Below are 16,450 nucleotides of genomic sequence, written 5' to 3' on the forward strand. Positions count from 1 at the left end.
GCACCGCCGCAAATACAAAGGTATTTTTATGAAAACTCCGCAAACGGTAAAAGCATTAGAAGAATTAGGTCGAGTTCAACTTTCTCCAAGCTTTTTTATGCGGGAGTTCCTTTATTCAGAAATTTCTCAAATAGAAAACATAAGTAATATGCCCGAAAATCCAGAATTAGCGATCGCATCTGGCAGAAACTTGTGCGAAAAAGTATTAGAACCAATCCAACAGCAGCTAGGAAGATATCAGTATTCGTTCAGCTTACCGTTCGCGGGAAGTAAACAGCAAAGCAAAGGCGCAGAAAACAAAAATCAATACAACTGTGCAAAGAATGAATCAAACTATGCCAAACATATTTGGGATGTTAGAGATACAAACGGTTATATGGGCGCGACAGCCTGCATTATTGTCACTTCGTTTATTCCTTAATACGAAAAAACAGGAGACTGGACGGCTTTAGCCTGGTGGATTTGCGATCGCATTCCTAGTTATGCCGATTTAACATTTTTCCCTAAGTATGCAGCCTTTAACATTAGTTGGCATGAGAATCCAAACCATCCTAAGTCTATCTATAGCTACATAAAAGATCCGCACACAAATAAAAACAGTGGGTATTTGACGAAAGAGGGGATGAGCAATTTTACAGGTTCTCATGCAGAATTTTATCAAGAATTTGTCCAAGGATTGTAAGATTGAAAACGCTATTAATTCCTAACAATTCCATTATTGTTAATTGTTGTCTGATAATCTAAAGCAAAATTATTTGATTGTGAGGCAAAACGATTTTACCAACCGCCGAACAAGGAATCATTTGGATTATTTTGTGCCAATCCTTAACGAATACTTTTATGCCTATTTTCGTTATCCGTCTAGATGAACGAACGGGTAATGTTTTTATTTTGGCTGGCGATAACATAGAAATTTATCGTAATGGTCGTTGGAGATTCTTACCATGAAGCCTAACTTTACTACAATGACTAAAGTGGAAATCCGGGCTTATGTAGTTGCTCATCGGCGCGATCGCTCTGCATTTTACGCCTTTGTCGATCGCTTTACAGCTAACGCATCCTCAGAAACCTTTGCTGTACCTCAATCACCCAATGAAGTTGAGGCAATTGAAAAATTAATCCAGCAGAAAGTTGAACAGTTAAAACTAAAGTAAGGTGATTACTGAATATAACTGGTTTTTCTAATGCTAATTCCAAATGCCGAGAATGCAATAGTTGATATTCGCAAGCTGCGCGATTATTGCCTGAACCTTGAGCATGAGGAAGGAAAACACAAAGCTTTATTATTTTCTAGAGTATTTGGGATGACGGCTAAGGATGCTGAAGACTTGCGCCAAATTCTTCTAGAAGTTGTCAAAACTCACGAAGCCAAGTTAGGGCGACAAGATGAATTTGGACAACGCTACACTTTAGATTTATGGCTTGAATGGCAAGATAGAAGTGGATTTATTCGTAGTGGCTGGATGATCGAAGATGGCTCTGATATTCCTAAATTAACTACCTGCTACCCTTTGTAACGCTTGAGGTACAAGATTATGACAGCAAATGAAGTCAAATTATTAGATATAGTTGCACTTACAGTAGATCTTCCCGAATATAAATTGTGGCGCGGACAGGTTGGTACAGTGGTGGAAATATTGGCTAATGGTGCTGCCTTTGAAGTAGAATTTAGCGATCGCAACGGACGCACCTACGAATCAATTGGTTTACGCTTAGGTCAAATTATGGTGTTGCGTTTTGAGCCATCATCTCCTAATTCAACACCTGAAATGGTTACGGCATAGGCAGTTTAATTTTGCCTTTCATAACAATTATTGTTGGTAATTAAATTTAGTGTGAACCAATCTAATAGCTGGCATGGCAGCCTTGACTTAGTTTATGCCCAGCATCAGGGGAAAACTCAGATAATTCATAGTCAAATGAAAGCGCCGCTAAAAGTACAGCGTCCTTTTTATCCAGAAGACGGGATTTGTCATAGCGTAGTGCTGCATACGGCGGGGGGAATTGTTGGAGGCGATCGCAATAATCTATTTTTTCACCTCCAACCCCACGCCCAAGCCTTGATTACGACCGCAACGGCAAGTAAAATTTATCGCAGTAATGGCTTGCAAGCAATTCAAAGTATGCAGATGCAAGTAGACACGGATGCTTGCTTAGAATGGTTGCCACAAGAAACGATTGTATTTGATGGGGCAATATATCGTCAAAACTTGCACGTTGAGTTAGCACCGGGCGCTAAGTGGCTGGGTTGGGAAATTACTCGCTTTGGGCGCACAGCTAGGGGAGAGAGGTTTTTACATGGCGATTGGAAGTCGCATACAGAAGTTTGGCAGCAAGGACTACCGTTGTGGATCGATAGGCAATGGCTACCCGCCGGAGAAAAAATTATTGATAGTCCTCATGGTTTAGCAGGATTACCAATTGTGGGTAGTTTAGCTTGGATTGGGCAAGCGGTAGAACCGGAAATAGTAGAGAAAGTAAGGGTTTTGTTTCCCAAGCATAGTAATAATCAAGGGGGAGTAACTCGCTTGCCAACGGGCTTATTGTGCCGTTATCGTGGAGCGAGGGCAACAGAAGTGCGAAACTGGTTTACGGATGTCTGGCAATTATTGCGATCGTCATTTTTAGGACGATCTATTTGCCTCCCCAGAGTTTGGCAACGATAAAGGAATTATGCAACTTACACCCCAAGAAAAAGACAAATTACTAATTTTTACGGCGGCTTTGGTCGCTGAAAGACGCAAGCAAAGAGGCTTAAAGCTGAATTATCCCGAAGCTGTAGCTTACCTTTCCGCAGCCATTTTAGAAGGCGCTAGAGACGGGCGTACTGTTGCAGAATTAATGAGTTATGGCACAACTTTACTCACCCGCGATCAGGTAATGGAAGGAGTGCCAGAAATGATCGCCGACGTACAGGTAGAGGCAACTTTTCCCGATGGAACAAAATTAGTTACTGTCCACAATCCAATTTTGTAGTTTCAGACAAAATTATGATTAAAAGTCAAGTCTGGTTCGCTAAAGCTGCGCGTTTCTTCATCTAGCACTTTGACTAAGCGGTTATAAATTTCCTGCGCCTGTTGGGGAGAATCGCCAATACTTGTAACTCCAAGCTTGCCAAATTCCGAAAGGCAACCCATTAAATGGAAAACTATACCCGTTTCTGTGCCAGAGTCAAAATGCAGCCGATGAATGGCGATAATATCCATCAAATCGTTGGGTAAGAGTCCCTTATAGCGTTCTTTTTGCAGGTTATCGGTTGCCGTGTAATATTTTTCTCGTCCCTGCTGACTGTAAAATAGTCCTGTCGAAAGGTCGTAACGCCCGTTAGTCAACAGCTTCAAGGTCATAAATGGGTGGGTAGTACCGCCTTTACGCAGATTGATTTCGATCGCCTGAATATCCCACTTATCGCCCTCAATTCCTGGCTGGCGAACGGCAATAAAATCAACTCCAAATCGCTCTAATGCGCCTTTTTCTGCCAAAACTCTGCCAACTTTCAAGCCCAAATCTTGGATCCGCAAGCGGTAAGCAATGTCGGCGGGAAAGCGACAACCAAGATAAATTTGCCCGTCGGGACCGCCTAAAATTTGGTCGTGGGTAGATAATATTTCTACTTCCCCGTTGGGGGTAATTCTACCTTGAACGCTAGGACTGCGCTTTTCTTCTCCTTCGACAAATTCCTCAACTATTGCGCCAATTTCAGGAATCCGCCCGGAAAAATTATCCCAATTCTCTGATTTGGCTTGAAAGCGCATTTGCTGTAACTGTTGTCTAATTGCTGCTTGCTTTTCTTGGGGGGAAGCAATATTTTGAATTGGTCTTAAATCAAATATTGCATTAGCTTCCCCAGAAATTCCTTCATTGAGTTTAACTACCAGGCGTTTTAACTGCGGCTTTCGTTCCCATAGTTCGCCAATGGCTGCAACTAATTCCTCTACATTCCACAAGCTTTCGTTAGTGCCATCCGGGTAAGGAATGCCACTTTCAGCAAAGATTTGTCTGCTACCGCTTTTTGTTCCCCAAATTTGCAAGCTGGGATCGGACGCATACAACGGTACGCCAATTTGCACAGATAAATCTCGCTCCCAAGACGAGGAGTTGTAACAAATCATAAAAGACTTTCCGGGGCGTAATGCCTGACGCAGCCGCGCCATCAATCGGGGGCGTTCTAAGATTTTTTGAGTTAGGGGCTTATGGGAAGAATCGTAAGTAGAAAGCAATAATAAGCGATCGCGCGCATGAGAAAAAGGTATCCCTGGTAATAACTGCAAGTAGTAATCAATTACGCTCGGATGCAGGGGTTGAGACGTAACATAAATAAGTCGCGTGCGCGGGTTTTGCAGGCGAATTAAAGAAAATAGCAGTCTTTCTTCGTAGTGGTGAACTCCGTCTATTTTTAGCAATTCCCGCCGATCTAAGCTAAGGGAAGGAATAACTAAAATATCTCCATCGCTGCGATCAAAGTCCTCTACCGTGTCCCAGAACTCGCGCAAACTTGCCTGCAATTGGCGAAACTTTAATTCTTGCTCTGATAAAAGAGAACTATCTACTATTTGCATCGCCTCAGCCCTGCCACAATCGCCTATAGTGCGATTCTACTGCGGTTGCTGGAGCTTGCAACATACATCTGGAGAACGATTGATAGGACTAGAGCGATATTCCCTCTAGTCCTAAGTCTTAGATAATTGTACCATCCGCAATTACGGCATTTTTTAGCACCACTACAATGCCACTACGAATAAAGAAACCTTGACTTTCTTTTTCAGCTTCTTCGACGCGATCTTTATTAATTATCTGTACGTCGCAGCCTATACGCGCATTTTTGTCAATTATGGCGCGGCGAATAGTGCTATTTGAACCAATCCCTAACGGAACTTGAGTGCTTTCGCATTGAGATTGTTCTTCGGCAAAAGGTTGATAATAGTCCGCTCCCATAATTAGAGAATCGTCAATAGTACAACCTTCTTCTACGCGCGATCGCACTCCTAGCACTGAATGCTGAATTCGGCAGCTTTTTAAAATACACCCTTCCCCAATAATTGATTCCGTCACCTGGCAATCTAGCAGCTTGCTAGGGGGCAAATAACGCGAACGAGTATAGATTGGGGCTTCCTCATCATAAAAGCTAAATGGTGGGTGTGGTTGCTTTGTCAACGCCAAATTAGCGTCATAAAATGCCTCTATTGTCCCGATATCTTCCCAGTAGCCATTGAACAAGTAAGCTTGAACGTTAAGATCTTTTGCTGCCGCCGGAATAATCTCTTTGCCAAAATCGGTTTGAGTTAAAGATACTTTCAAAAGGTTGATTAAAACTTCTTTTTTAAAGACATAAATCCCCATAGAAGCGATATAGGGTTTTTGCTGCGCTTGCTCTTTAGTCAAGCCCAAAATTGTTGTATCGACCTGCATTTGGCGCAAATCGTCACCCTTGGGCTTTTCGCTAAAGTCTATTATTCGCCCAGCATCGTCAATTTTCATTAACCCAAAGTCGGAAGCCAAACGCTCAGAGATAGGCACAACGGAAAGGGTAATATCAGCCTTCGTTTCGCGGTGGCGTTGCACAAATAAGCGGTAATCCATGCGGTACAGATGATCTCCCGATAAAATCAGGTATTCATCAACATCCCACTCCTCCAATAGCCAAATATACTGACGCACCGCATCGGCTGTACCTTGAAACCAATTAGGGTTTTCTGGAGTTTGCTGGGCGGCTAATACTTCAACAAAGCCCTCTGTAAAGCCAGCAAAGCTATAAGCACGAGCAATGTGGCGATTGAGAGAAGCGGAGTTAAATTGCGTCAGTACGTAGATTTTGTAAATTTCGGAATTGATGCAATTACTAACAGGAATATCAATGAGGCGATATTTGCCTGCGAGCGGTACGGCGGGCTTGGCGCGGAGCTTGGTGAGGGGGGAAAGCCGAGTGCCTGCACCGCCCCCTAAAATGATCGATAATACTTTTTTCACAAATAACTTCTCCTACTGCCAATCAACTCCCAAGTTTAGTGTCTGACTGTGCGGGGCAGTTGGCAAGGGGGGAAAGAAATTTAGTATTTTATAGAGCGCAGAAAACTACCATTTACTCAGCGATCGCAGGCTTTGGGGTAGGCAATCCGCTTGTGATGAAATTGCAGCCAAACTTCAACAAAAACCTCGGCGATCCGAGACATTTGGGCGCGGGTTAGCCCCGAATCTAGCATTTGATTATCTTGCCAGCGCGATCGCAAAATTTTATTAACCATTGCTAAGGCTTCTTCATAAGTTGCATCTTTTAGACTGCGCAAAGCCGCTTCGCAAGCGTCTGCTAACATCACAATCCCAGTTTCTGGCGATTGAGGAATAGGTCCATCGTAACGAAAATCTTGTTCGTCTACTACAACGACCGACGGGTTATCTACTTCGGCGGCGGCTAATTGCTGCGCTTGGTAGTGAAAATAAGCAATTAAAATTGTGCCTTGATGTTCGGGAATAAATGCCCTGACGGCTTTGGGCAAACGATATTTCTTTGCCATAACTAAGCCTTCGCTGACGTGCTTTTTGATAATTTCCGCACTCGACCAAGGGTTATTGATTTGGTCGTGCTTATTTGGTCCACCCATTTGATTTTCTATAAATCCCTGGGGGTCATGTAGTTTGCCAATATCGTGATAAAACGTACCTGCTCTAACTAATTCAACGTTACAACAGAGTTCTTTGGCTGCCGCCTCCGCTAAAGTTGATACGAATAAAGTATGTTGAAAAGTACCAGGAGCGTTAGTTGCTAGACGTTTTAAAAGCGGTCGATTGGGGTTGGCAAGTTCTGCAAGGCGAATAGGAGTTACCAGATCAAAAAGATACTCTAGGTAAGGGCTTAAGCCAATGGCGACAATACTCCACGCTAATCCCGAAAGTCCGACTAATCCCGCTTGTTGCGATCGCGCGTACCAGCCAATATTATTTTCATTAAAAATAAAATCTATCAGCACAAAGGCGGCAAATTCAATTAAACCAACGGCAACCCCTAACAAAGCTAATTCTTCGCGCGATCGCATTTTTCCTGCCACACTACTAGCAAGTGCGCCCCCGGCGGCTCCAGCCAGCAAATAATCTAGATCGATGCCCAAGCTTCCTGGCAATAATAACGTTACTAAAGCGGTAACTGTAAACCCCAACCAACCCCCGTAAAAGCTACCTAATAACAAGCCGATTGCTGGCAAGCTTGTGTAGTCTACGCCTAAAGTTGTCAGGGCAATGGTACTTAAAGTTAGCAACAATATTAAAATGCGGTCGCGATCGTGCAAATTACAACTTAGTTGTCGTTCGATCAGGGCAAAAAAGCCTACCGCTCCAGTTACAAAACTTCCCAGTTGGAGCAAGCCATACCAGTTAATTTCCCGCCGACTCAAATCAAAACGATCTAACAACACAAAGGCTGTGTGGTCGATCTTTTGCCCGGCTTTGACAATAGTTTCCCCTTGCTGTACTTCTATCACTACGGTATTTACAGCTAAGGCAGCTTGCTCGGCTTGATGTTTTGTTTTGGCAATGTCTTCAACCAAGTTTGGTTGCAAAACACTAATTAGCAGTTCCCTTGCCCATAATTCGGCGGGTTGTTTTGGTAATGATGTTTCATTAGTATCTAGCGATCGCAATTGGACATCTATTGTTGCTTTGATAATGTCTGGCGGTAGTCCTGGGGCAATTCCTTGCGTTAAGATGCGTTCTGCACTGCTATTGATTGCCGATCGCATTTTTTTCCATTCGTCATCGGACAATGACAGCAGCAAGTTGTCTGATAATAAATTGATATTGCTAGGATTTTGAGCGAGTATTGTTTTTGCTTGAGCGTACTGCTGACGGATTTGAGCTATTTTTCCAATTAACTTGTCAACCGTTGCGGGTGTAGTTCTCCAACTATAGGCTTGCAGTTCTATAACGGCTTCGGCGGCGGTGTTATTTGCTTTTTCTCCTAGCACTATTGGCTTATTTTTGGCAGATGTTTGAGCTTTAAAAGTTGTTAATACTAATTTCCACTCAGAGTCTGGACAGCTACGCAGATATCGTTGCACTGAAATTGATAATACCGATCTTTCTACAAAAGGAAAGTTCCCTGCGGTCAACCGACTTTCGTTACTTCTATCGAGAACCTCTTGCAGTTGGGTTTGAATTTGCTGGGTTACGGCTCGATCGAGCTTTAATATGGGTGTGGCGACAGTTCGGGCAGCTTTGCGTTCGGCTTTTGTTGTTTCAATATCTTCGACGCGCTCGCTATAAGGGGCGGTGATTGTCTGCGGGGCAATTGTTCCTATCGCTAATTTCGGTTGATTGTAAAATCTATGCCCCAAAACTGTAGTTATGGCGATCGCCGCTAAACAAAAAATCACTGTAGCATGATACTTTTTTAGCCCCTGCCATAGTTTCAACCAAGCAGCAACGGTAGGAACCCAAAATGTCAATCTTTTTGTCTTTTGGTCTGTGCTTACACTTGTTTGGACTAACAACTGTTGTTGTCGCCTTTTGTGCTTTTGAAATTCAAACAAGCGCAGCTTTTTCATCAACTAAAATCGCCATCAGCAACTAAAAAGTAAACAGAAATTTTTGGTTATTGGTTCTGGTAGTAACACTATAGCTAGGCACGCTAATTGCGATCGCGCTTTACTAAAATTACATTCTTTCTCAATATAAGTTGCTTAACGAAACCGAATAACGCGCGGTGCAGCAACTGCCGTGGATATTAGTTTTGCTTTGCTGTCGTATGCTCCTGACCATACAGCAAATAGAGAATCTGATAATTGTAACATTTCTGTTTTAGCACTAGGTTGGGAGGCTAAAAGTGTTATTTGCCAACTAACAGGAATATTTAAGGCGCTATTGTAAGCGCCGGAGAGTGCGCCAACAATAGCACTGCTTGTCCAGGGCGATTTCCTACTCCTGTTTACACTTAGGTAAAAGTCTTCTACTGTACTCAAAAAATAATAAAATGCTAAGGCGATGGATATAGTTAGGCGATCGCTATTTGGCGTTATTTGGTTAATAGTTTTGTCTATTCCGGCTTTTTGCTCTAATAGTACCTGCACTTGCATCAATTTGTCTGTCAAGTCAGTATTTGGAGCGTCTATATATGTAACTATCTGAGGAATTAATTTACGTGGCACAAGTTGCTCTGTCAAAGCTTGAGCGATCGCGTACCCTAAAGCTAATATGCTCTGTTGAATAATGAGTTGCTTCTGCTCACTACCTGCTACAGACAGTAAGTTTTGCCGCAATTTAATTTTGTTATCGTGGTAAAAAAGAGCTAAGGGTAGAGTTGCAATAATAGTTTGCAAGGGCGTTAATTGTGGTAGTGAAAGCTTTTCTAGCCAGCTTTCGCGCTCAAATCTGCCTAGTTCTACCAAACTTTGCACTCCTGAAACGATTACTTTGGCGATGTTTGACTGATTAATCTGTTCTCCCAAAGTTGCGCCTAATAAAGTGCCGTAAAATCGGCTAGTTATTGAGTAACGCATAGGGTCAAATTACCAAAACTTGTAGTTGAGCGTCAAATTATCAGCATTAAGCAAATTTACTTATTATTTTCTGCGGCTTGTTGTGCTTTTAAATGATTAATCAGTGCTTGCAATCCTAAACGATAACTTTCTGCGCCAAATCCGCTAATTTGTCCAATGGCGACGGGCGCAATATACGAGTGATGGCGAAAAGCTTCGCGCTGGTAGATATTACTCAAATGCACTTCTACCGTAGGCAACTTGACGGCGGAAATTGCATCTCTAATCGCTACACTGGTGTGGGTATACGCACCAGCGTTAATTACAATTCCTTGATGTTCGTTGGCGTTATGAATAGCGTCAATTAGTTCGCCTTCATGGTTTGATTGCATAGGAGAAACCCTCGCTTGCAACGTTGATGCCTCAGCAACTAACAAGCGATTAATTTCGTCCAAGGTTACTACCCCATAAATCCCTGGTTCGCGTTTGCCCAGAAGATTTAGGTTGGGTCCATGTAGCACTAAAATACTAAACAGTAATTGTTCTGCCTGCACAATACTACACTAACGACGACGCACCCTGTCGTTTACAGGAATGGGGATAAGTTCTGGTTCTGGCTCTGCTTCTGGTCCCAATAAGGTTTCTATCAGCTTCCGCGCCCAGTCTTTTACTTTTTCCAGTACCTTTTCAATGTAGTCCATTGTAGCGATCGCTCCTACAAAATCTGTTTAGTTTTCTAATCTACGTCAAAAATAACGAAATCTTACGACACATTAGATTATCTTAAGCTTATCATCCGGCTCTTGAGCAAGTTCATCTCGCTAAAGATAGGCAAATAAATTTAAAATTAATCTTTTTAACATTTATACATATATCTTAAACTATTAAGGGAAATTATGCTCTTAATAGTTGACGACGCAGACAATCGAGGGCGCTACAAATACTGAGATGACGAATCAAAGCGCGGTCTTTTGTTGCCCCAAAGCGAAATTCAAAGCTTTTTACTGTAGTATTTTCTGTTGCTAACCCGATATATACTAGCCCCACTGGCTTATTGTCGCTACCACCATCGGGACCTGCAATGCCCGTAATACTCAAGCCCCAGGTAGTACCCAGCAGATTTTTTACTCCCAACGCCATTTGCTTGGCAACCACAGCACTCACTGCGCCATTTGCTGCCAAGTCTTGACTATCAACTTTGAGCAAAGAAGTTTTTACCTGATTGTCATAAGAAATTACGCCACCGAGAAAATACTGCGAACTTCCAGGTACAGTAGTTAACATTTGTCCTAGTCCGCCGCCCGTGCAAGACTCTGCGACGCTTAGAGTCTGACTAGAGGCAAGGAGCAATTGCCCAATAACCGATGCTAGAGTGTCATCGTCTGCGCCAAAGTAGTATTTTCCAGCAATTAACTTTAATTTTTCTTCTACCGGATGCACTATTTCCCGCGCTTGGGAGATAGAAGGGGCAAGGGCAGAAACCCGCAATTTTACTTCTCCCAAACTGGCGTAAGGGGCAACCGTAGGATTAGATAAGTCAAAAAAGGGCGCAACTTTTTCAGCTAAAGCCGATTCGGTAATGCCCCAAAACTTCAAAGTCCGGCTGTAAATAATTTGTTGACCAAAGCCGCGACTTTGCAGATAAGGAACAGCACTTTGCGTCCACATCTGGCGCATTTCTGAAGGTACGCCAGGGAAGGTAAAAATAATTAGTCCAGGACGGGGTTCCCAGATGACTCCAGGGGCGGTTCCGCTCAGGTTGGGCAAAACCTCCGCGCCTTGAGGTAGCAACGCCTGCTTGCGGTTGCTAGGGGTCATTTGGCGATCGCGCTGGGCATATTTATTAGTAATATCGGCAACAATTTCGAGATGTTCTACCAAAGCTACGCCAAAAAAATCTGCTAGAGTTTCGTGGGTAAGATCGTCGGGGGTTGGTCCAAGTCCACCCGTAAAAATTAGCACTTGGGCTTGTTTTGAAGCGTCTTCTGTCCTAGAAATTGCAGTTTCTATAACCTGCTTGATTCTACTTGGATTATCGCCAACTACTGTTTGGTAGTAGTGACTAATACCTAGAAGTGCTAATTCGGTAGCTAAAAACTGAGCGTTGCTATTAAGTATGCTGCCTAGCAATAACTCCGTTCCCACACAAATAATTTCCGCGCTCATAAATAATTTTTAGCTGAATTTGGCTAGGTAATACCAATAGTTAAGATTGCCGAGCGTGCCGCCAAGCGTGCCAACTAGCGTAACTAAGCAAGGAAGTTGCAGCCAAGGCGTAAGCAATGCCGCTCGGTATACCAGCAAAGGCTAACGCCAAACTACCAACCCACAAAGTTAAGGCATAAATAAATAACACAGTTAAACGATGAGACAAACCAGCTTGCAGCAAACGGTGATGGAGATGGGTTTTGTCTGCTAGAAAAGGTGATTTTCCTTTACGCAGCCGAGTAAAAATTACGGTAGACATATCTACAATCGGTACAGCAAAAATTACATAGGGCAGTAGTACCGCCGTTACCGCCGTGCCTTTAACTAATCCTACTACTCCTACTCCAGCTAAGGTAAAGCCCATATAGTAAGCTCCACCATCGCCCATAAAAATTTGCGCGGGGTTGAAGTTGTAGCGCAAAAATGCCAATGCTCCCCCAGCTAAAGCTGCTGCAATTAATGCCGCCGCGCTTTGCTGCATAGATAGGGTCACAATCAACATTACTACCGCCGCAATACCCGATACTCCTGCCGCCAATCCATCTAAGCCATCAATCCAATTAATGGCATTTGCCATGCCTACAAGCCAAATTACTGTAATGGGCAAACTCAGCCAGCCCATTTGTACTAGCCCAACAAAAGGAATGCTGAGGAAGTCAATATGTACACCCATTGCCCAAGCTAAAGTAGCAAAGATAATTTGCAATAGCAGGCGCAAGAAAGGCGATAAGTTAAATAAATCGTCAGCTAAGCCGATTGCAAAAAAAGCTAATCCCCCCAGAGTAACGCCCCAGATTTCCCACTCAGTTTCTGGGGGGAGAATCCCAAAGCCTCCAGACCACCAGACAATTAGTAGGGCAATTAGGGAGCCAAGAAAGATTGATACGCCCCCCAAACGCACCATAGGACGCTGATGAACTTTGCGATCGCCTGGTACGTCAACTTTGCCGCTTTTGATCCCAATAGTTTTGACTACGGGTGTAGTCCAAATTACTACTAAGGCAGAGACGAGAAAGGCAATGAGATGATAGAACTGATAAGGCATCTGCTACCAATGACTTGCCGATATAGGATTTTTGGGCAAAATTGCCATCATTTTACTACAGTTAAGGCACTAAGATACTGCCTTGCTTCAATAAAATTGTAGAGAGACGTTCCCTAGGAACGTCTCAAAGCTTAGACCAAAGCAGGTACGGGAATTGTCAGGTGGAGGTATAAGGGAAAGCGATCGCATAGTGCGGCTACCCGATTTCGGCAATCTTGAGCTACAGTTTCGTCTTGGGGATTGAGCAAGCGATCGCTAATGATATTGGCAATCTCTACAAATTCAGTTGTTCCCATGCCCCTAGTTGTCATAGCAGGCGTACCTAGGCGCAAGCCACTTGTCACAAAAGGCGACTGCGGATCGAAGGGAACGGTATTTTTATTTGCAGTGATATTGACACCGCTAACTAATCGGTCGCCCTCTTTCCCTGTCATGTCGATGCAGCGTAAATCAACTAACATCAAATGATTGTCCGTGCCGTTAGAAACAATCTTGAAGCCTCTTTGTTGTAATTGAGTTGCCATAGTCCGAGCGTTGTCAATTACTTGAGCGGAGTAAACTTTAAAATCTTTGCTCAAAGCTTCGCCAAAAGCTACCGCTTTACCAGCAATAACGTGTTCTAAAGGCCCTCCCTGAGTGCCGGGAAAAACTGATTTATCTAGCTTCTTACCCAATTCCTCATCCCCCGTCAAGATCAAACCACCTCTAGGTCCTCGTAAAGTCTTGTGGGTAGTAGTGGTAACAACATGACAGTGAGGGATGGGGTTAGGATGAAGCCCGCTCGCTACCAAGCCAGCGATGTGAGCAATATCGGCTAGTAAATAAGCTCCTACTTCGTCAGCTATTTGTCTAAACTTGGCAAAGTCAATAATCCGGGGATAAGCTGAATAACCGCAAATTAATAGTTTGGGGCGGTGTTGCAACGCTAGTTCCCGAATTTGCTCGTAATCTAGCTGTTCGGTTTCTTTGTTTACGCCATAGTGACAAACTTTAAACCACTTCCCTGATACATTTACAGGAGAGCCGTGGGTGAGGTGTCCGCCGTGGGACAAATCCATGCCCATAATTGTATCTCCAGGCTCTAGCAGCGTCAGGAAGACGGCAAAATTTGCCTGCGCTCCTGAATGAGGCTGCACGTTGGCATGAGCGGCTCCAAATAGCTGCTTGGCTCGGTCGATGGCTATCTGTTCAATTTTATCTACGTACTCGCAGCCACCGTAGTAGCGCTTCCCTGGTAAGCCTTCCGCGTATTTATTTGTGAGTACGGAACCTTGGGCAGCAAGTACCGCCGACGAGGTAAAATTTTCACTGGCGATTAGCTCCAAATGGTCGCGCTGACGTTGGAGTTCTTCATTAATTAAATTGGCGATCGCACTATCGGTTTGGGCAAGAATATCTAAGTTATTTAGGCTCACTGGGGCTATCCCTAGAAATTTCACAAAGGTTTAATTTTTTTAGCAAGGCAAAAAGTAATCGCAGCCAACCACCAATTCTACATTGCCGAATAATTCATCATAACCTGTTAATTTGCGCTCTTCTAGGCTACCAATGCTTATTCGTCAAGCCCTAAGCATATTAAAGTATGTATTTTTTCTCACAATCTATTTTGGTCATTACCCTAAAATAGACTTAACTGGAGTTAAGATCATACTGGAGAAATTGGGATGTTAGTGATTTTGATGGAAAATCAAATCCTTGCTCCTCAGCACGTTTGTCCAAGCTGTTTGCTTGCCGATCGCACGGGTCAGCCCCGTTGGAGTAATGGTATTTTGCGCTGCGGTCGAGCTATAAGTAAAGTCGCTGTCGAGCAGCCAGAACAATATCAGTGCTTAATGGGTTTTCGCATCGCTAATATTGAATAAGGCGAATTCCAAAACGCACAAAGCCATTGATTATCTGCGTTATCCTAAATTTATTAGACATAATTTTCAGGAGAACGCAACAATGAGTTTGCGCGGATCTACAACAATCAAAGAGCGTATTTTTGCCTGCTTACCTTATTTACTGCCTTTAGTTGAAGGATTAACCTTTGGCAGTTATTTATTTCAGCAGGTTCCGGCGTTAACTTTAGCGTTTACACCTCTGTTTCCTTTAATCCAAATCTATACAAGCGTTCCTTTTGCTGGCTTAATAGTCTTTTTTGCCTTGTTTTTGTTAGTGGTGCGAAACGAATCTATTGCTCATTTCATTCGTTTTAATACAATGCAGGCAATTCTTATTGATATTGTCTTGGTTTTGTGTAGCTTCGGCTTGCAAATTTTTGGGGCTAGTTTTGCTGGCGAAATTCTCAGCAATACAATATTTATAGGTTTAGTTGCCGCCGTTGGCTATTCGATCGTCCAATCAGCGTTAGGTCGTTACGCGGAAGTTCCCGTAATTTCAGAAGCGGTTTATATGCAAGTGCGCTAAACAAAAACTCCGGGGCGTTGGCGAATCACAGTATTTTCTAAGCGCCCAATTCCTTCAATTTCTACACGGATGCGATCGCCTATTTGCAATGCGCCGGCTCCTGACGGCGTACCTGTAATCACCACATCTCCTGGTAGTAAGGTCATGACTTGACTGATATAAGCAACCAAAAAGTCAGGGGAAAATACCATCCGCTCAATGGAGGATGATTGTACGGGCTGCGGATTATCGTTGAGAAAAGTTTGTAAAGTAGCAGCAGCATTCAATTCGCGGACAATCCAGGGTCCTAAAGGACAAAAAGTATCAAAGCCTTTAGCTCTTGTCCACTGGCTATCTTTTTGCTGCAAGTCCCGCGCGGTCACATCGTTAGCAATGGTATAACCCCAGATTTTATTATGAGCTTCGGCGGGGGTACAGAAAGACGTGCGATCGCCAATTACTAATGCCAACTCTCCCTCGTAGTCTACCCTTTGGGATTGAGGCGGATACACAATAGCTGTAGCTGTCGGGATAATCGCTGTAGAGGGCTTCAAAAATAACAAAGGCTCTTTAGGTACAGCTGTACCCATTTCGGCGGCGTGGTCTACATAATTTTTACCAACGGCAACGATTTTTGAAGGAGCGCAGGGAGCGAGAACTTGATAGCGCTCTGGTTCTAATTCTAAGTCTATAGGTTGTCCTTGCAACCACGGCGGAGCGTCTAATACTTGTACGCTTTGGTTAAGTTGCAATAAGCCATAATAAATTCGTCCCTGCAAGTCTTGAACTCGGATGTAGCGATGCACCATAAATCATCTTCCTACTTAAAGGTTGGTTCCAATTGTTGAGCCATAGGTTAGGAGTTTTACCCTGATATTTTTTGCCTATTTAATTGTTTACTCTAGCTGTCACCGCGCAATATCTTCAGGTTTCCAAAAGCATCTTTCTAAGCCCATCGAACCAAATAAGTTAGCCCTAGCCCTGAGTCAATTGACCGGGCTTACTGCTACTCAAGAACTATAGTGACTCAGGCATCTCTAGATTGATACAAGTGCGATCGCAATTTTCCTTTAGCTCCTAATAAGCCTTATTTAATCATTAAAAAATCTACCTTAAACTTTATTGACAAAAATATTTAATGGTTGGTACTTTGTACTGGACGAGTGCATTAAATTTGGCTCATGTAAACATTAACCACAAATTTTAAGAACACCCCAATGCTCAGTGACTTAGGTAAGTCCTCAATCACACTGGCTATTTTAGCGGCAATTAGCGCAGCTACTATACCTGCCTAAGCAGCTTTACTTGTAGGTAGCGGTGGTGATAACTCTATCAAACACTATCA

The 16,450-nt window shown here is 43.3% G+C and carries 18 protein-coding genes and 1 pseudogene; 9 read left to right on the plus strand and 10 right to left on the minus strand.

The annotated features are described in order from the left end of the window. Positions 1-28: 28 nt before the first annotated feature. The 7 genes and pseudogenes from AC2VE5_RS07555 (at position 29) to ureA (ending at position 2,976) form a co-directional block, all read left to right on the plus strand. A pseudogene (locus tag AC2VE5_RS07555) lies at positions 29-682 on the plus strand (peptidase M15). A gap of 92 nt (positions 683-774) precedes the next feature. Then, entirely contained in the window at positions 775-948 is a 174-nt protein-coding gene (locus tag AC2VE5_RS07560; RefSeq protein ID WP_486887204.1) for a DUF6888 family protein, read from the plus strand. Continuing rightward, positions 945-1,154: a DUF6887 family protein gene (locus AC2VE5_RS07565; RefSeq protein ID WP_486887156.1), complete on the plus strand. Its 210-nt coding sequence runs from the start codon at positions 945-947 to the stop codon at positions 1,152-1,154. The genes AC2VE5_RS07560 and AC2VE5_RS07565 overlap by 4 nt, the downstream gene beginning before the upstream one ends. A gap of 30 nt (positions 1,155-1,184) precedes the next feature. Then, positions 1,185-1,517: a DUF6883 domain-containing protein gene (locus AC2VE5_RS07570; RefSeq protein WP_486887157.1), complete on the plus strand. Its 333-nt coding sequence runs from the start codon at positions 1,185-1,187 to the stop codon at positions 1,515-1,517. An 18-nt stretch (positions 1,518-1,535) separates the two neighbouring features. Next, positions 1,536-1,784 carry a DUF4926 domain-containing protein gene (locus AC2VE5_RS07575; RefSeq protein ID WP_486887158.1) on the plus strand — a complete coding sequence of 83 codons (249 nt, stop codon included), beginning with the start codon at positions 1,536-1,538 and terminating at the stop codon, positions 1,782-1,784. A 51-nt stretch (positions 1,785-1,835) separates the two neighbouring features. Then, positions 1,836-2,666 carry an urease accessory protein UreD gene (locus AC2VE5_RS07580; RefSeq protein ID WP_486887159.1) on the plus strand — a complete coding sequence of 277 codons (831 nt, stop codon included), beginning with the start codon at positions 1,836-1,838 and terminating at the stop codon, positions 2,664-2,666. A gap of 7 nt (positions 2,667-2,673) precedes the next feature. Next, entirely contained in the window at positions 2,674-2,976 is a 303-nt protein-coding gene (ureA, locus tag AC2VE5_RS07585) for an urease subunit gamma (RefSeq protein WP_486887160.1), read from the plus strand. Positions 2,977-2,978: 2 nt separating this feature from the next. Here ureA and AC2VE5_RS07590 read toward each other — a convergent pair whose 3' ends face one another. The 9 genes from AC2VE5_RS07590 to glyA all read right to left on the minus strand — a co-directional run bounded on the left by AC2VE5_RS07590 (position 2,979) and on the right by glyA (position 14,132). Beyond that, the gene (locus tag AC2VE5_RS07590) at positions 2,979-4,559 is read right to left on the minus strand and encodes a peptide ligase PGM1-related protein (RefSeq protein ID WP_486887161.1); all 1,581 of its coding nucleotides are present in this window, start codon (positions 4,557-4,559) and stop codon (positions 2,979-2,981) included. Between the two features lie 118 nt (positions 4,560-4,677). After that, entirely contained in the window at positions 4,678-5,967 is a 1,290-nt protein-coding gene (locus AC2VE5_RS07595; protein WP_486887162.1) for a glucose-1-phosphate adenylyltransferase, read from the minus strand. A gap of 116 nt (positions 5,968-6,083) precedes the next feature. Further along, positions 6,084-8,534, minus strand: coding sequence for an HD family phosphohydrolase (locus AC2VE5_RS07600; RefSeq protein ID WP_486887163.1), 2,451 nt, complete (start codon positions 8,532-8,534; stop codon positions 6,084-6,086). 135 nt (positions 8,535-8,669) lie between these two features. Beyond that, on the minus strand, positions 8,670-9,485 hold the full coding sequence (locus tag AC2VE5_RS07605) for an ADP-ribosylglycohydrolase family protein (protein WP_486887164.1): 816 nt from the start codon (positions 9,483-9,485) through the stop codon (positions 8,670-8,672). A 56-nt stretch (positions 9,486-9,541) separates the two neighbouring features. Next, the gene (gene aroQ, locus AC2VE5_RS07610) at positions 9,542-10,018 is read right to left on the minus strand and encodes a type II 3-dehydroquinate dehydratase (RefSeq protein WP_486887165.1); all 477 of its coding nucleotides are present in this window, start codon (positions 10,016-10,018) and stop codon (positions 9,542-9,544) included. 9 nt (positions 10,019-10,027) lie between these two features. Further along, positions 10,028-10,165 carry a hypothetical protein gene (locus AC2VE5_RS07615; protein WP_486887166.1) on the minus strand — a complete coding sequence of 46 codons (138 nt, stop codon included), beginning with the start codon at positions 10,163-10,165 and terminating at the stop codon, positions 10,028-10,030. A gap of 193 nt (positions 10,166-10,358) precedes the next feature. After that, on the minus strand, positions 10,359-11,630 hold the full coding sequence (locus tag AC2VE5_RS07620; RefSeq protein WP_486887167.1) for a competence/damage-inducible protein A: 1,272 nt from the start codon (positions 11,628-11,630) through the stop codon (positions 10,359-10,361). Positions 11,631-11,670: 40 nt separating this feature from the next. Next, the gene (locus tag AC2VE5_RS07625; RefSeq protein ID WP_486887168.1) at positions 11,671-12,717 is read right to left on the minus strand and encodes a glycosyltransferase family 4 protein; all 1,047 of its coding nucleotides are present in this window, start codon (positions 12,715-12,717) and stop codon (positions 11,671-11,673) included. 131 nt (positions 12,718-12,848) lie between these two features. After that, positions 12,849-14,132 (minus strand): serine hydroxymethyltransferase, encoded by a 1,284-nt coding sequence (gene glyA, locus AC2VE5_RS07630; RefSeq protein WP_486887169.1) that lies wholly within the window; start codon positions 14,130-14,132, stop codon positions 12,849-12,851. 249 nt (positions 14,133-14,381) lie between these two features. On the opposite strand from glyA, the gene AC2VE5_RS07635 reads away from it, so the two are divergent. Together AC2VE5_RS07635 and AC2VE5_RS07640 are read left to right on the plus strand one after the other, a co-directional pair. Continuing rightward, the gene (locus AC2VE5_RS07635; RefSeq protein WP_486887170.1) at positions 14,382-14,579 is read left to right on the plus strand and encodes a hypothetical protein; all 198 of its coding nucleotides are present in this window, start codon (positions 14,382-14,384) and stop codon (positions 14,577-14,579) included. 82 nt (positions 14,580-14,661) lie between these two features. Next, positions 14,662-15,126, plus strand: coding sequence for a Tic20 family protein (locus AC2VE5_RS07640; protein ID WP_486887171.1), 465 nt, complete (start codon positions 14,662-14,664; stop codon positions 15,124-15,126). Here AC2VE5_RS07640 and AC2VE5_RS07645 read toward each other — a convergent pair. After that, the gene (locus AC2VE5_RS07645; protein ID WP_486887172.1) at positions 15,123-15,914 is read right to left on the minus strand and encodes a fumarylacetoacetate hydrolase family protein; all 792 of its coding nucleotides are present in this window, start codon (positions 15,912-15,914) and stop codon (positions 15,123-15,125) included. The genes AC2VE5_RS07640 and AC2VE5_RS07645 overlap by 4 nt on opposite strands. Between the last annotated feature and the right edge of the window lie 536 nt (positions 15,915-16,450).

Source organism: Aliterella sp. E5.1, assembly GCF_057473825.1.

Coding starts and splice junctions, on each gene's coding strand:
- AC2VE5_RS07565 (WP_486887156.1), top strand. CDS start 945: ATGAAGCCTAACTTTACTACAATGACTAAAGTGGAAATCCGGGCTTAT.
- AC2VE5_RS07570 (WP_486887157.1), top strand. CDS start 1,185: ATGCTAATTCCAAATGCCGAGAATGCAATAGTTGATATTCGCAAGCTG.
- AC2VE5_RS07575 (WP_486887158.1), top strand. CDS start 1,536: ATGACAGCAAATGAAGTCAAATTATTAGATATAGTTGCACTTACAGTA.
- ureA (WP_486887160.1), top strand. CDS start 2,674: ATGCAACTTACACCCCAAGAAAAAGACAAATTACTAATTTTTACGGCG.
- AC2VE5_RS07590 (WP_486887161.1), bottom strand. CDS start 4,559: ATGCAAATAGTAGATAGTTCTCTTTTATCAGAGCAAGAATTAAAGTTT.
- AC2VE5_RS07600 (WP_486887163.1), bottom strand. CDS start 8,534: ATGAAAAAGCTGCGCTTGTTTGAATTTCAAAAGCACAAAAGGCGACAA.
- AC2VE5_RS07605 (WP_486887164.1), bottom strand. CDS start 9,485: ATGCGTTACTCAATAACTAGCCGATTTTACGGCACTTTATTAGGCGCA.
- AC2VE5_RS07615 (WP_486887166.1), bottom strand. CDS start 10,165: ATGGACTACATTGAAAAGGTACTGGAAAAAGTAAAAGACTGGGCGCGG.
- AC2VE5_RS07620 (WP_486887167.1), bottom strand. CDS start 11,630: ATGAGCGCGGAAATTATTTGTGTGGGAACGGAGTTATTGCTAGGCAGC.
- AC2VE5_RS07625 (WP_486887168.1), bottom strand. CDS start 12,717: ATGCCTTATCAGTTCTATCATCTCATTGCCTTTCTCGTCTCTGCCTTA.
- AC2VE5_RS07635 (WP_486887170.1), top strand. CDS start 14,382: ATGTTAGTGATTTTGATGGAAAATCAAATCCTTGCTCCTCAGCACGTT.
- AC2VE5_RS07640 (WP_486887171.1), top strand. CDS start 14,662: ATGAGTTTGCGCGGATCTACAACAATCAAAGAGCGTATTTTTGCCTGC.
- AC2VE5_RS07645 (WP_486887172.1), bottom strand. CDS start 15,914: ATGGTGCATCGCTACATCCGAGTTCAAGACTTGCAGGGACGAATTTAT.